The organism is Sphingomonas caseinilytica (assembly GCF_023516455.1).
Classification (GTDB): Bacteria; Pseudomonadota; Alphaproteobacteria; order Sphingomonadales; family Sphingomonadaceae; genus Sphingomicrobium; species Sphingomicrobium caseinilyticum.
The window spans coordinates 23,262-36,610 of the sequence record NZ_JAMGBA010000001.1; the positions used below are offsets into that span (position 1 = coordinate 23,262).

The 13,349-nt window shown below is 62.8% G+C and carries 16 protein-coding genes; 11 read left to right on the forward strand and 5 right to left on the reverse strand.

The window, feature by feature from the left end; translation table 11 throughout:
- Positions 1–46 precede the first annotated feature (46 nt).
- Both LZ496_RS00135 and LZ496_RS00140 read right to left on the reverse strand, forming a co-directional pair.
- Positions 47–250 (reverse strand): hypothetical protein, encoded by a 204-nt coding sequence (locus LZ496_RS00135; RefSeq protein ID WP_249902581.1) that lies wholly within the window; start codon positions 248–250, stop codon positions 47–49.
- Positions 251–565: 315 nt separating this feature from the next.
- Positions 566–727 (reverse strand): hypothetical protein, encoded by a 162-nt coding sequence (locus LZ496_RS00140; protein ID WP_249902582.1) that lies wholly within the window; start codon positions 725–727, stop codon positions 566–568.
- 207 nt (positions 728–934) lie between these two features.
- On the opposite strand from LZ496_RS00140, the gene LZ496_RS00145 reads away from it, so the two are divergent.
- The 4 genes from LZ496_RS00145 to LZ496_RS00160 all read left to right on the forward strand — a co-directional run bounded on the left by LZ496_RS00145 (position 935) and on the right by LZ496_RS00160 (position 6,433).
- On the forward strand, positions 935–1,687 hold the full coding sequence (locus LZ496_RS00145) for a hypothetical protein (RefSeq protein ID WP_249902583.1): 753 nt from the start codon (positions 935–937) through the stop codon (positions 1,685–1,687).
- A gap of 236 nt (positions 1,688–1,923) precedes the next feature.
- Complete coding sequence (gene parC, locus LZ496_RS00150; protein WP_249902584.1) at positions 1,924–4,170, forward strand: DNA topoisomerase IV subunit A; 2,247 nt, start codon at positions 1,924–1,926, stop codon at positions 4,168–4,170.
- 174 nt (positions 4,171–4,344) lie between these two features.
- Positions 4,345–6,090: a putative bifunctional diguanylate cyclase/phosphodiesterase gene (locus LZ496_RS00155; protein WP_249902585.1), complete on the forward strand. Its 1,746-nt coding sequence runs from the start codon at positions 4,345–4,347 to the stop codon at positions 6,088–6,090.
- Between the two features lie 55 nt (positions 6,091–6,145).
- On the forward strand, positions 6,146–6,433 hold the full coding sequence (locus LZ496_RS00160) for a PilZ domain-containing protein (protein ID WP_249902586.1): 288 nt from the start codon (positions 6,146–6,148) through the stop codon (positions 6,431–6,433).
- On the opposite strand, the gene LZ496_RS00165 is transcribed toward LZ496_RS00160, so the two are convergent.
- From LZ496_RS00165 to LZ496_RS00175, 3 genes are read right to left on the reverse strand one after another with little or no spacing between them, the layout of a single operon-like run.
- Positions 6,430–7,599, reverse strand: coding sequence for a CCA tRNA nucleotidyltransferase (locus tag LZ496_RS00165; RefSeq protein WP_249902587.1), 1,170 nt, complete (start codon positions 7,597–7,599; stop codon positions 6,430–6,432). The two genes, LZ496_RS00160 and LZ496_RS00165, sit on opposite strands and share 4 nt — an antisense overlap.
- Positions 7,596–8,180 carry a CoA pyrophosphatase gene (locus LZ496_RS00170; RefSeq protein WP_249902588.1) on the reverse strand — a complete coding sequence of 195 codons (585 nt, stop codon included), beginning with the start codon at positions 8,178–8,180 and terminating at the stop codon, positions 7,596–7,598. Before LZ496_RS00170 ends, LZ496_RS00165 begins: the two co-directional genes overlap by 4 nt.
- Positions 8,177–8,743 (reverse strand): DUF1285 domain-containing protein, encoded by a 567-nt coding sequence (locus tag LZ496_RS00175; protein WP_249902589.1) that lies wholly within the window; start codon positions 8,741–8,743, stop codon positions 8,177–8,179. Before LZ496_RS00175 ends, LZ496_RS00170 begins: the two co-directional genes overlap by 4 nt.
- 100 nt (positions 8,744–8,843) lie before the next feature.
- Between LZ496_RS00175 and LZ496_RS00180 the strand changes: the two genes are divergently transcribed.
- From LZ496_RS00180 to LZ496_RS00210, 7 genes are all read left to right on the forward strand, one after another.
- Positions 8,844–9,602 (forward strand): SDR family oxidoreductase, encoded by a 759-nt coding sequence (locus tag LZ496_RS00180; RefSeq protein ID WP_249902590.1) that lies wholly within the window; start codon positions 8,844–8,846, stop codon positions 9,600–9,602.
- Entirely contained in the window at positions 9,602–10,021 is a 420-nt protein-coding gene (locus LZ496_RS00185) for a dihydroneopterin aldolase (protein WP_249902591.1), read from the forward strand. Before LZ496_RS00180 ends, LZ496_RS00185 begins: the two co-directional genes overlap by 1 nt.
- Before the next feature lie 219 nt (positions 10,022–10,240).
- Positions 10,241–10,906 (forward strand): energy transducer TonB, encoded by a 666-nt coding sequence (locus LZ496_RS00190; protein WP_249902592.1) that lies wholly within the window; start codon positions 10,241–10,243, stop codon positions 10,904–10,906.
- A 50-nt stretch (positions 10,907–10,956) separates the two neighbouring features.
- On the forward strand, positions 10,957–11,712 hold the full coding sequence (locus LZ496_RS00195) for a MotA/TolQ/ExbB proton channel family protein (protein WP_249902593.1): 756 nt from the start codon (positions 10,957–10,959) through the stop codon (positions 11,710–11,712).
- A 73-nt stretch (positions 11,713–11,785) separates the two neighbouring features.
- Positions 11,786–12,277 (forward strand): ExbD/TolR family protein, encoded by a 492-nt coding sequence (locus LZ496_RS00200; RefSeq protein WP_249902594.1) that lies wholly within the window; start codon positions 11,786–11,788, stop codon positions 12,275–12,277.
- Between the two features lie 18 nt (positions 12,278–12,295).
- Entirely contained in the window at positions 12,296–12,730 is a 435-nt protein-coding gene (locus LZ496_RS00205) for an ExbD/TolR family protein (RefSeq protein WP_249902595.1), read from the forward strand.
- A 132-nt stretch (positions 12,731–12,862) separates the two neighbouring features.
- Positions 12,863–13,303 carry an ExbD/TolR family protein gene (locus LZ496_RS00210; RefSeq protein WP_249902596.1) on the forward strand — a complete coding sequence of 147 codons (441 nt, stop codon included), beginning with the start codon at positions 12,863–12,865 and terminating at the stop codon, positions 13,301–13,303.
- Positions 13,304–13,349: the final 46 nt, after the last annotated feature.

Genomic DNA, 13,349 nt, shown 5'->3' on the forward strand with positions numbered 1-13,349 from the left:
AGGATAGTCGCCTATCCGACACAGCGGCCGATTTAATCGTGCACCATCAGTCGGTTGGGCGAGATTCCTTCTTCCCATCCCGGACTTTCTGGCCCTGCGCCTTCATCGCGCCCTTGAGCAGCCGGTGGGAGGTTTCGGCGGCGGCCTCCGGGGTCAGCTTGACGTCGACGTGGTCGGGGCCGTCGACGGACACGACGCCCGCTTCGGCTTCGACGTCACTGGGATCCTCGTAAATTACCTTGTCGTTCATTGTTTGTGTCCTCCAGCAGAGCCGCCGAGCGCAGCGAAGCGATTGCGGAGCAATCGTTAGCAGCGCGTAGAGCTGGCGAATGCCGGCCGACCGGCGGCGCAGACGACCGGTAGCAGCCGTTCCAACATGCTGGGGGCATGTTGGCCATGCGGCTGCTCGTCACGGATTTACTCCGTGACGGCCCAGCGCCTCAAAAGTGACCCGTACAGTATGCAATCAGCAGGATGAGCGGGATCGGGATACCGATGAACCAAAGCAACGCGGAACGCATGATACTCTCCTTGCGCCCGCTCCGGGGGCACAATGATCGTAACGTCAGGCCGGTTCCGGCTCCCGCGCTGCTTCCTTCGCCATTCGGTCGTACATTGCGGCGAGGTCGTCATGCACTCGTGCGATGTTGCGATTGGGGGCGCTGGCCGCGGAGGCCCGCTCTTCGGTGGCGCGTGCGAGGTAATATTCCCGTGTCTCGGAAGCCATTGCCGGCTCCTTGTCGTGGAAGCGGGCGGCCATAGGCGATTTAATGAGGAATTAATAGCTGAGTTCAGTTCGGCTTGCTCGGTGGGCCGACGGCGAGTGCAAACCATTGCGGACATTGGCGCTTCTGCTAGCCTCCGCTGCGAGCGGGGCTCCTTATGAATTATCATCCCGACACGACCGGGGACTTCCAACATGCGGGCGAAGCGCATGTTTAGGACCGTCCGTCACTGGTGGCAGGAAGGGGACGGCAAGACCACCGCCCGTCTTTTCGTGTTCGAGCTGTTTGTCGTCGTTGCCGGCGTCTTGATCGCGCTTGGCGCTGAGGAACTGGTTTCGAGCTGGCATTGGCAGGGCGAAGTCCGCGACAGCGACCGGCGGATAAGCGATGAACTTGGCCATAATCTGGTGAACGCCTACGAGCGCCTGGCGATCAATGATTGCCTCGAACCGCGACTGATCGAGCTGCGCGACGAATTGGCTAAAGGGGAGCCGATGTGGCCCGGTAGCCGGGCGCGTTTCGCCAATGACATTTACGACCCGGCGTTCCCGTCCGTTTACAGGACGCCGAACCGGCCGTGGCCCAATGACGCTTGGGAGACCGCACTGAATGGCGAAATTCTGGGCCACTTCCGACCTGAACGAGTGGCTGAACTCGCAGCACTGTTCGACGAGGTTTCCGGGCTTCGCCGAAGCCAATCGGAGGAGATAGACCTGGCCGCGTCGCTCGGCGACCTCGCCTTCCCAGGTCCGATCAGCCCGGCCGAACGCCGCGCAAATTTGAAACTGGTGGCAAAATTGGGTGCGCTCAACGCCCGGATCGTCTTTCAAAGCCGTCTGCTGTTGGACAATGCTGCGGAAGCCGGGCTCTCGCCAGACCGGGAGCAATTGAAGGAAAGTCTCGATCAACAGCGCCGCTATCGGGGGAATTGCGTTCGCGCGCCCGCCAATCCGGCGGGCTAGCGCGCTAGTGCCGGGAGGCCTTCCAATGTCCGCTTTCCCCCCCTTGTTGCCATTGTCTACCACTCGTCATTCCCGCGAAGGCGGGAACCTAGCCAAACAAAAACTGGGTCCCCGCTTACGCGGGCATGACGAAAAAGTGGAATGGATCCCAGCCTTCGCTGGGATGACAAAAAAAGACGTGGGTCCCAGCCTCCGCTGGGATGACGGGAAGGGCGGCAGCTTGCTAAGCCAGCCGCATGGACTCCGAAAATCTCTCCGTCATTGATTCCCCTTTCGACGCTGCGCTTAGCGAACGCTATCTCGTCTACGCTCTCTCGACGATCACCGCGCGTTCGCTGCCCGACGTTCGCGACGGGTTGAAGCCGGTTCATCGCCGCCTGCTGTGGGCGATGCGGTTGCTGCGGCTGGATCCGGCCGGCGGGTACAAGAAATGCGCGCGCGTCGTGGGCGATGTGATCGGCAAGTATCACCCGCACGGCGACCAGTCGGTTTATGACGCGATGGTTCGGCTGGCGCAGGATTTCGCGCTTCGTTACCCGCTGGTCGACGGGCAGGGCAATTTCGGCAACATCGACGGGGATAATGCCGCCGCCTACCGCTACACCGAAGCGAAGATGACGGCGGTTGCGATCCAGCTGATGAACGGGCTGGACGAGGGGACGGTCCCGTTCCGCCCGACCTACAATGGCGAAGAGGAAGAGCCGGAGGTGTTCCCCGGCCTGTTCCCGAACCTGCTGGCCAATGGCGCGAGCGGGATCGCGGTTGGCATGGCGACGAGCATTCCGCCGCATAATGTGTCCGAGCTGGCCGACGCGGCGATGGCCCTCATCGACAACAAAAGGATGGAAGACCGCGAGCTGTTGCAGTTCGTGAAGGGTCCCGACTTCCCGACCGGCGGCGTTCTGGTCGAGGATGAGGATGTGATCGCGCGGGCCTATGTCAGCGGGCGGGGCAGTTTCCGGGTCCGCGCGCGGATCGAGAAGGTAGCCGAGAAGGGCGGGGGCTGGCACCTGCTGGTCCACGAGATCCCCTATGGCGTGCAGAAGGGGAAGCTGATCGAGCAGATCGCCGATCTCATCGCCAACAAGAAGCTGCCGATCCTGGCCGACGTCCGCGACGAGAGCGACGAGAAGGTGCGGATCGTGCTGGAGCCGCGATCGCGGACGGTGGATGCGGCGCTGCTGGAGGAGAGCCTCTACAAGCTGACCGAGCTGGAGACGCGCTTCCCGCTGAATTTGAACGTGCTCGACAAGACGCGGACGCCGGGGGTGATGAGCCTCAAGGAGGCGCTGCTTGCCTGGCTGGAATTCCAGTTCGAGGTGCTGGTCAACCGGTCGCTGCACCGGATCGGCAAGATCGACGACCGGTTGGAGCTGGTCGAGGGCTTCCTGGTCGCGTTTCTCAACCTCGACCGGGTGATCGAGATCATCCGTTACGAGGACGAGCCCAAGGCGGTGATGATCGCCGAGTTCAAGCTGACCGACCGGCAGGCCGAAGCGATCCTCAACATGCGGCTCAGGCAGTTGCGCAAGCTGGAGGAGATGGAGCTCAACAAGGAGCGGGCGGCGCTGGCGAAGGAGCGCGAGGAGCTCGACAAGCTGGTCAACAGCCAGGAGCGGCAGAAGACGCGGCTGAAGAAGGACCTTGCCGCGATGAAGGAGAAGTTCGGCGATGCGCGCCGGACCGAGCTGAAGCCCGATGCGGGTGCGGTCCGGGCCGAGATCGACTGGACCCAGATGATCGAGAAGGAGCCGATCACCGTCATCCTGTCGCAGCGCGGCTGGATCCGGGCGATGAAGGGGCATGTCGCGCTTCACGAGATCGACGACCTGAAATGGCGCGAGGGCGACGGGCCGCATCTGGCGTTCCATGCGCAGACCACGGACCGGCTGCTGGTCGCCGCGGACAATGGGCGGGTCTATACGCTGGGCGGCGACAAGCTTCCCGGCGGACGCGGGTTCGGTGAGCCCATACGCCTGACCATCGACCTGGAGGCGGAGAGCGAGATCATCGCGATGTTCGTGGTGAAGCCGGAATCGCGGATGCTGGTGGGCTCATCCGACGGGCGCGGCTTCCTGACGACGGGCGAAGCGGTGCTGGCCGAGACGCGCAAGGGCAAGCAGCTGATGAACCTTCGGCCCAAGGCGAAGGTGTCGGTGCTGAAGCTGGTGCCCGGGGGCGCTGACTCGGTCGCGGTGATCGGCGAGAACCGCAAGATGCTGGTGTTCAAGCTGGACGAGCTTCCGGAGCTTGGGCGCGGGTCTGGCGTACAGCTGCAGCGCTACCGCGACGGCGGGCTTTCGGATGCGATGGCGTTCGTGCTGGGCGAAGGCATCAGCTGGCCGCTGGGCGGCGACAGCGGGCGGGTGCGGTCGGAGACGGACCTGACGCCCTGGCGGGCGATCCGGGGAGCGAGCGGCCGGATTGCGCCGAACGGCTTCCCCCGATCCAACCGGTTCGAGGCCGTTCCAGCGGCAAGCTAGTCGTCATTGCGAGGAGCGTAGCGACGCGGCAATCCAGCCGCCGCTACTGGATTGCTTCGCTGCGCTCGCAATGACGAGAAGGGCTACGATTATGTCGGAAAACCGACATTTTCCTAACTTATGTCAACCACGGTCGAAACTGCCCATTAACCTGTAGGGTTTAACGCGGTTCGAATGCAGGTTGCAGCGAACCGTTCGGTAGCGCCTTCGGGTGAGCGCTCCGCCGGTCAGAGAACGGACTTTGACGTCCGGGCTCTGGCGGACGATGGCGCGTTGCTGGACGCCTTGCCGATCGCAGCCGGCGTGTTCGGCCTGAAGCAGAAGAAACTCTGGGTTCATTCGCTCAACAAGAAATTCTTCGACCTCGCGGGCTGCAGCGGCGACGCGGAGAGCTTCGCGGAATTCTTTGTCCGCTATTCGGCGAGCGAGGCGGGCGAATTCATCCGCAATTATCTGCGTAACCCGGCCAAGTCGCCCGACGAGATCGACCATGTAGACGGCGAAGGGCCGCAGAAGCGCTTCCTGAAACTGAAGGTGGCGCCTCTGGTCGCGGATTCCGGAGGCGAGCCGCGCTGCCTGCTGAGCGTTGTCGACCGGACGATCGAGGTTCAGGCCGAAAATAATCTCCGCGCCGAAATGCTGCGCGACAGCCTGACGGGCCTGCCCAATCGCCTGAGCTTTACCGAGACGGTCGAGAATTGCGGCGGGACGTCCAAGCGCGACTGCGAATATGCGGTGCTGGTGGTGGATATGCTGCGGTTCAGCCGCATCAACGAGTCCATGGGCAGCCTTGCCGGCGACGAGCTCCTGATCACCTTTGCGCGCCGGCTGATCTCCGCGCTTCGCGGCGGCGATATCCTGGCCCGGACTGGCGGGAATGAGTTCGGCATCCTGGTCGGCCTGAAGCGCGGCGTGACCGACGCGCTGGCGGCCGCGGACCGTATCCAGCAGATCATGTCGACGCCGTTCAAGCTGTCCGAACTGGAGATCCGCGTCGAATGCGCCATCGGCGTCGCGCTAATGCATACCAAGCAGGACGCCGAGGAGCTGTTCCGCAATGCCCAGTTCGCGGTCAAGCAGGCCAAGGCGGCAGGAACCCCGCAGGTTTACGAACCGAAGGAAGCAAGCGCGGCCCGCCGGCGCTTCTCGATCGAGACGGAGCTTCGACGGGCGCTCGACAAGGACCAGCTGAAGCTGTTCTACCAGCCGCTCATCAATTTGAAGTCGGGCGAGGTCGCGGGCTTCGAGGCACTTGCCCGCTGGACCCATGAAGATCGCGGCGAGATCAGCCCGGCCGAATTCATCCCCGTAGCGGAGGAAAGCGGCCTGATCCTGCAACTGGGTCGCTGGGCGATGGATAATGCGGCGCAGACGCTGGCCAATTGGGACAAGGCGATCGGCGAGACGCTGCCGCTCTATGTCGGGGTCAATTTGAGCGCGATCCAGGTCGCACGCGACAATATCGCCGACATGGTGTCGAGCGCCCTGCGGTCCAGCGGCCTCACCGGCGACCGGCTGACACTCGAGCTTACGGAAAGCTCGATCGTCCAGGACCCGGGCCGGGCGACGCGGGTGTTCGAAGCGCTGAAGGCGCTCGACGCGACGGTTGCGATGGACGATTTCGGCACCGGCTATTCCAGCCTCGCTTACCTGCAGCGCCTGCCGATCGACGTCTTGAAGATCGACAAGAGCTTCGTCAGCGGAATGATGCGCGACCCCGACGCAGTGGCGATCGTGCGTGCGGTGCTGAGCCTGGCCGAGGCGCTGGGCATGTCGACCACTGCCGAGGGCGTCGAGACCGTCGAGCTGGCGACGACATTGGCCGCATTGGGCTGCGCGTCGGGCCAGGGCTATTACTTCGCCAAGCCGCTCGAAGAAGATGAAGCGCTGGCCTATTGGAAATCCCGTCGGCGGAGGTAGCCATGATCGGTGCCGCCATGATTGCCACAACCCTAAAATATGTTAGCTTTGCCTCGTGAAAGGGGCAGTGGCGAAGATGCGTGAACGGGGACATATCAAGCGCTCGCCGCGCGTCGACACCCGGATCGAAACCTTCGTAACCGACAGCGACGGGAACCGTATCTCCGTGGTGGTGATCGATTTGAGCCGCGACGGATGCCGCCTGGAAACGCCCGCCATGCTGCGGATCGGCGAAAAGGTTCAGATCGAAGTGCCGAAGCACGGGACGTTCGCGGCGCAGATCCGCTGGGCATTGGGGAACGAAGCCGGGGCCGTCTTCCTGGAGCCGGTATTCGTCGATTAGCTAAGCGCTTCTTCGACCAGCCGTTCGAATTCCGCACCGCCCGGAAAGCCGGCGGCTTCCCAGCTATCCTCGATACGCCGCAACGTCCGCGCAACCTCGGGTCCTTCCGGCACGCCGCGGGCGATCACATCGCCGCCGCCGATCGGCATTCGCGGCGGGTTCCATTTGGAAATCGTCCTGGCTTCGGCGGCCATGCCGGATAGGAGCAACCGGTCGACCGCTCCTTCGACGCCGACGCGATAGGCAAGCGCCTTCGGGTTCAGGCCAAGCTGCTGGTTCGCAGCGCTGACGAGCCGCTTCTTCGCCTTGTTCGACAGTTTCAGCCTGGCGCCGATCCGCTCTGCCGTCGCCGGTTCCGGCGGAAGCAGCGCGGCGAGCCGGCGAAGCGGGTCGGACTTGATTCCGGCGGCTCGCTCGGCGGAGACCAGCCGGCCGAGCCGATCGACATCCGATACTTCCGGAACGACCGGCGCGAACAAGCCGCGCTCGTGCATCAGCCGGACCGTTGCCGTCGGATCGTCGAGCGCCAACAGTTTCAACAGCTCGTCCGCGATCCGTTCGCGCGACAAGGCCATCAGGTCGTTGGCGCGCTCCGTGCAGGCTTCCAGCGCATGGGGATCGGGCGAGCCATGACCGTAGCGGGAATGAAAGCGGAAATAGCGGAGGATGCGTAAGTGGTCTTCGGCGATCCGTTGAAGCGGTTCGCCGATGAATCTCACGGTTCGCGACTTCAAATCGTCGAGGCCGCCGAAATAGTCGAACAGTTCGCCGCTATAAGGGTCGGCGTAGAGCGCGTTGATGGTGAAGTCGCGCCGGCCGGCGTCCTTGGCCCAATCGTCGGTGAACGCCACGGTCGCCCGGCGCCCGTCGGTGGATACGTCGGACCGCAATGTGGTGACTTCGACGACGGTTCCGGATGAAACGGCGGTGATCGTGCCATGGTCGATCCCCGTCGGAACCGCCTTGATACCCGCGGCCTCGAGCCGGCGAACCACCTCGTCGGGAGGAAGGACGGTGGCGAGGTCGAGGTCGCCCGGTTTTTCGCCGAGCAGCAGGTCGCGGACGGCACCCCCGACGAACCGGGCCGTGCCTCGCTTTGCATCGAGCGCGTTAAGGAGCCGCTTGACCCCGGTGCGCTTCAGGAAGGCGTTCGGATCAAGCTTCACGGATAGAGCCCGATCCGCCGCGAGAGATTGACGAGCATCGCCGCGGTCGCGCCCCAGATGTGGCGGCCTTCCCAATCGATCTGATAATATTGCCGCGTCCGGCCGCGATATTCGGCGCTCATGCATCGCTGGTTGATGGGATCGAGCACAAAATCAAGCGGCGCCTCGAACCAGTCCGCCACTTCGCCGGGATTTGGCGTGAGATCCATGTCGGGTGGAACGACACCCACGACCGGCGTCACCCAATAGCCTGTCACCGTGCAATATGGATCGGTCTCGCCGAGCAGGCGGACCAGGGTCGGGTTCAGCGCCAGCTCCTCAAAAGCCTCCCGAAGGGCGGCGGCCGGCGCATCCTCGCCTTCGTCGATCCGCCCACCCGGGAAGGCCACCTGACCGGCATGCGTTCGAAGATCGTCGCGCCGCTGGGTGAGGATGAGCCCTGGCGCCGGACGATCGGTGATCGCCACCAGCACCGCGGCCAGGCGGGTTTCTCCTTCATGGCCCTCAATAAGGTCGCCGGGGAGCAAGCCGTGGGGCGGCTCGTCTGCCAGCGCCAGCGAGATTCGCTCGATCAGGCTCATGCACTCAGCCCGAAGAACATGCCGTCGGACCAGACTCCCGCGGGGTTGTGACCCTCCGCCAGCGCGATTTCCGCCAGTTCGTAATAGAGGGGCCGCGCAAGCTCCGCTTCCAGCCCGAACCTCACGGCGACGCGAGGTGAGGGGCCAGCGTCGGTTTCAATGACAGATAGGGGGTGATCCGGGCCAATGACGAGGCCGTCACCGCTATCGAGCGTCAGGCCGATCCGCCGCTGGTCGCCGTCGCCGGACGTGGTCATTTGCGTGGCGCGAAACGCGGTTGCCTCCACATCGATCGTCAATTTCTCGGCGGGCGTGACCAGCACATGGCTTCCATCCGATTCGCGGCGCAGCACGGTTGCGAACAGCCGGACCATTGCCGGACGATTGATCGGGCTTCCTTCATGATACCAGGTGCCGTCGCGAGCGATGCGCATGCCCGAATGGCCGCAGTGTTCGGGATTCCAGCGATCGACAGGTGGCGGCTCGCCTCGCGCCGCGATGGCGGCAGTCAGCTCTCCGATGCTGTTGCCAATGGCTTCGAGTGGCGGATGGCGTTCGGGCATGGATTCGACTTAGGTGGCCCGTCATTGCGAGCGCAAGCGAAGCAATCCATTTTTCCAGTTCTGGATTGCTTCGTCGTTTCACTCCTCGCAATGACGGCGAATGGGTATGCAAGCTCGAACGGCAATCGTCACTGGGGGTGGCAAGCGGGTTGGGGAGGCCATCGTCCGTGCGCTGCTGGAAGACGGCTGGACGGTCGTCGCGCATGTCCATCATGATGCTGACTCGGTCCCTGATGGAGCAATCAAGGTTGTCGCCGAACTGGCTGCTGTCGATTGTGCCAGGCGAATCTTCGGAGCCGCTGACGGCCATCCACCGGTCAGGCTGTTGGTCAACAATGCCGCGCGGTTTGGCCTGGACCAGCTGGGATCGGCCAGTGCCGAACAATTCGACGTGCATCTTGCGGTAAATGCGAGAGCGCCGATGCTGCTGATCGACGAACTTGCGGCGAGGAAGGGGGAGGGTGACGCGCTGGTCGTCAACATGCTGGACGCCAAGCTTGCTGCGCCGAACCCCGATTTCCTGAGCTACACCATTTCCAAATATGCGCTTGCCGGATTGCAGGAAGTGGCCGCCCGGGCGCTCGCCGGGCAGGGTATCCGCGTGAACGGAATCGCGCCCGCGCTAATGCTGCCGTCTGGCGAGCAGGGCGAAGCGAACTTTGCGGCCGTTCATGCGCTGACACCACTTAATCGCGGAGTAGAGGTCGCGGACGTGGTTTCGGCGATTCGTTACTTGATTGATTCGACCGCCATCACCGGCCAGACGCTGGTCCTTGATGGCGGGCAGCGTTTCATGGCGCTTCCGCGCGACGTTCAATTTTTGTCGCCATCCGGCGACGGGCAATTCCTGGAGACATGATGTCCAACGAAGCGGTGAAGCTTGAGGGAATCGTTCCCGCCCACCTGAAAGTCCGCCAAAGCCGGATCATCCTCGATTCGCTGGAGGTCATGGCCGACATCGGCTTCCACGATTTCGAAATCGGATCGCCCCAGCGGCTCCTGATCACCATTGAATTATGGCTTGAGGATTTCGCCGCTCCGCAAGGGGATGATGCGGTCTACGCCTGGAACTACGACTATTTGAAGCAGGAGGTTGTGCGCATTGCGCAGGAGCGCCGTTACAATCTTCAGGAAACTTTGATTCATGCGCTGTTTCAGAGGATCGCCGCCTATCGCGGAGTCAGGGCCATCCGCATTAAAAGTATGAAACCCGATGTCTATCCCGACGCAAATGGCGTCGGAGTCGAGGTATCGTCATTTACTGGGGAAGCCCCGTAAAACGTAAGGGAAACCACCCATCCTTGCCATGAATCGGTGCGGTCCTTGCCGCATTCGGAACAAAATTCGTTGCGCAGCCATTTTCGCTTGATTAAGGGTGGCGCGTATCTGCCGATGATACAGTAATACATCGGCGGTTCCACGACAGCTCGGGTCGCGTCATTTTCGCTTACTCCGAGATGCTCGTTGGAATCGAACATCGAGGAGATTTGCGGCTTAATGTCATACGCCAATCGCAAACAGATGAGCTCCAATCGCACGGCGGCGATTGTCATCGTGGCGCTCATCCATGTCGCCCTCGGCTATGCCTTGGTCAGCGGCCTTGCCTACAACGTCGTGAAGAAGGCAGCCGAGGACCTGAAGACGTTTGACGTCGAGGACGAGCCGCCGCCCCCGCCGGAGGAACCGCCGCCCCCGCCGGAGCAGAACACCCCACCGCCGCCGCAGGTTGTTGCGCCGCCGCCGATCGTGCGGACCAACACCGTCGCGCCGCCGATCATTTCGACGCCGGTTGCACCGCCGCCGGTGATCACGCCGCGTGCCGCGCCCGCCCCGCCGGCACCGCCCGCACCGCCACCTCCCAGGGTGTCGCAGGCCGCCCGCGCAAAGGGTAACCTGGTTTCGCTGTTCTCGACCGACGACTATCCGCAGTCGGCGATCCGCAACGAAGAGCAGGGCACCACCGCGGTCCGCCTGAGCATCGGCACCGACGGCCGCGTCGTCGGCTGTGACGTCACAGGTTCTTCGGGATCGACCGCATTGGACAACGCCACCTGCAACATCCTCAAGCGCCGCGCGCGTTTCACGCCGGCGAAGGATCAGGCGGGCAATCCGGTGACGGACTCGTACAGCCAGCGTATTCGCTGGGAACTTCCTGAAGACTAAGTTTCAATCGATCCAAGAAACCCACGAATTTACATAGGAAAGTCTAGATTATGGCAGCTCCAACCACCGCTCCCGCCGGCGACAGCCCTTATGGCCTGATGCAGGCCCTTCATGAAGGCGGCCTGATTTCATGGGCGACCTTCATCATCCTGGTCGGCATGTCGGTTTTCAGCTTCTACATCCTGTTCACGAAGCTGCTGCAGCAGCAGAAGATCATGAGCCAGGGCAACAAGGTTCGCGCCAGCTTCTGGAACTCGCCGAACCTGCGTGAAGCTGCCAACAAGCTGGAACAGCGCAGCGCTTACCGCGCCATCGTCGAGGACGCCCTCGTTGCTCAGGACCAGCACAGCAAGCTGACCGATCCGGTCGACCAGCATGACTGGATGGCCAACTCGCTCGCCCGTTCGCAGGGTTCGATCACCAACCGTCTGGGTGAAGGCCTGGCCTTCCTCGCGACCGTCGGTTCGACCGCTCCGTTCATCGGTCTGTTCGGTACCGTCATCGGCATCTACCGCGCCCTGATCAAGATCGGTGCGTCGGGCCAGGCGTCGATTTCGACCGTTGCCGGCCCGGTCGGCGAAGCGCTGATCATGACCGCGCTCGGCCTGGTCGTCGCGGTTCCCGCCGTGCTCGCCTACAACTGGCTGATCCGCCGCAACAAGTCGATTTCGGAAGATCTCGCGGCGTTCACCAACGACATCCACGGCTATCTGATGTCGAACGGCGCGGTGAAGCCGGCGATCGCAACGGCCAAGCCGGCCCAGGTCGCCAAGCCGGCTCCGACGGCAACGACCACCGCTCGCTAAGCGGATCATTCCCGGGCCGGCGGCATTGCGTTGCCGGCCCGGAGAACGAAGTACGAAGAAGGATTAACGCCTCATGGCAATGCAAGTAGGCGAACACGACTCGGGCGACGACGTCCCCATGTCGGACATCAACACCACGCCGCTCGTCGACGTGATGTTGGTTCTCCTGATCATCTTTCTCATCACCGTCCCGGTGGTTGTCCAATCGGTGCCGATCACGCTCCCGGCGGTTCGCAACGAGGCGACCGAGACCAAGCCTGAGAACGTCTCATTGACGGTTCGCGGCGGTCCGGGTGGAGCCTGCGAAGTTTATTGGAACCTCACTCCGATCACGAGTGAGGAACTGCTGGACCGCGCAGTCCAGGCGCTTGAGAAGCAGATCGCGGCCGTCGGCGGCGTCGAGAACATCAACGAAGAGAATATGCCGGAAGTGCACATCCGCGGCGACATCAACACGCCGTACAAGTGCATCGGTGGCACCGTCTTCACGATGCAGCGCGCCGGGTTCGCCCGCGTCGGCTTCATTTCCCAGCCGCCGGCCGGTGGGCCGGTCACCCGGCTGTAGTTTTAGGAGCAAGCCACCATGGCGATGCAAACCACTGGCTCGAATGAAGCTGGCGAGCCCATGATGGACATCAACACGACGCCGTTGATCGACGTCATGCTGGTGCTTCTCATCATGTTCATCATTACCATCCCGCCGCAGACCCACGCCGTGAAGCTGGACCTGCCGCAGGACCAGAGCAATCAGCCGCCGCCGCCGATCGATCCGGTCAAGAACAAGATCGTCGTCACCCAGGGTGGTGCGATCCTGTGGAACGGTGCGCCGGTGAACCTGGTGCAGCTGCGCCAGTATCTGGACGTCACGCAGCAGATGGATCCGGTGCCGGAACTCCACCTGCAGCCGGAGCCGGAAGCCAAATACGTCATCGTCGATGACGTGCTGGCGGTGACGAAGCAGGCTAAGGTCTCGAAGATGGGGTTCGTTGGTAACGAAGCCTATATGACGGTCTTCTAAGCTTTTCTGCTTCGAACGATTTAGGGCGGCCCTTCGGGGCCGCCCTTTTTCGTTCGGGCTTCGAATTTCCGGCAGTCTTGCGGATTGCTGCCAATGATATATCATCTCACCTTCTGACGGAGGAGATATGCCATGGCGCGTTCAATGTCTTCCTCACCCTTGCCGGGCGGCATCCGGGAAATTCCGCCGATGGCCGAGATGAACACCACGCCCCTTATCGACGTGATGCTGGTGCTGCTCATCATGTTCATCATCACGGTGCCGATGCAGTCGCATCAGATCGAACAGCAACTGCCGCAGCGCGGCCCCATCGTTAAGATCGAGCGGATAAAGAACGAGCTCGGCATGTCGCCCGCCGGCCAGCTTCGCTGGAACGGCGAGGCAATCAGCGACCGTGAATTGGCGAGCGCTTTGAGTGCGATTGCCGGCATGGACGAACAGCCCGAAGTCCACTTCCGGCCAGACGCCACGGCCAGGTATGAGCGGGTAGACCATGTCCTCGGCATTGCGGCGCAGAGCGGGGCGGACCGTTTCGGTTTCTCCGGCAACGAACAATATGGCGCCGTCTTCTGATCGTCGACGAGTAACTGGATTTCAACCGCTAGGCTGCTAGCAGCGC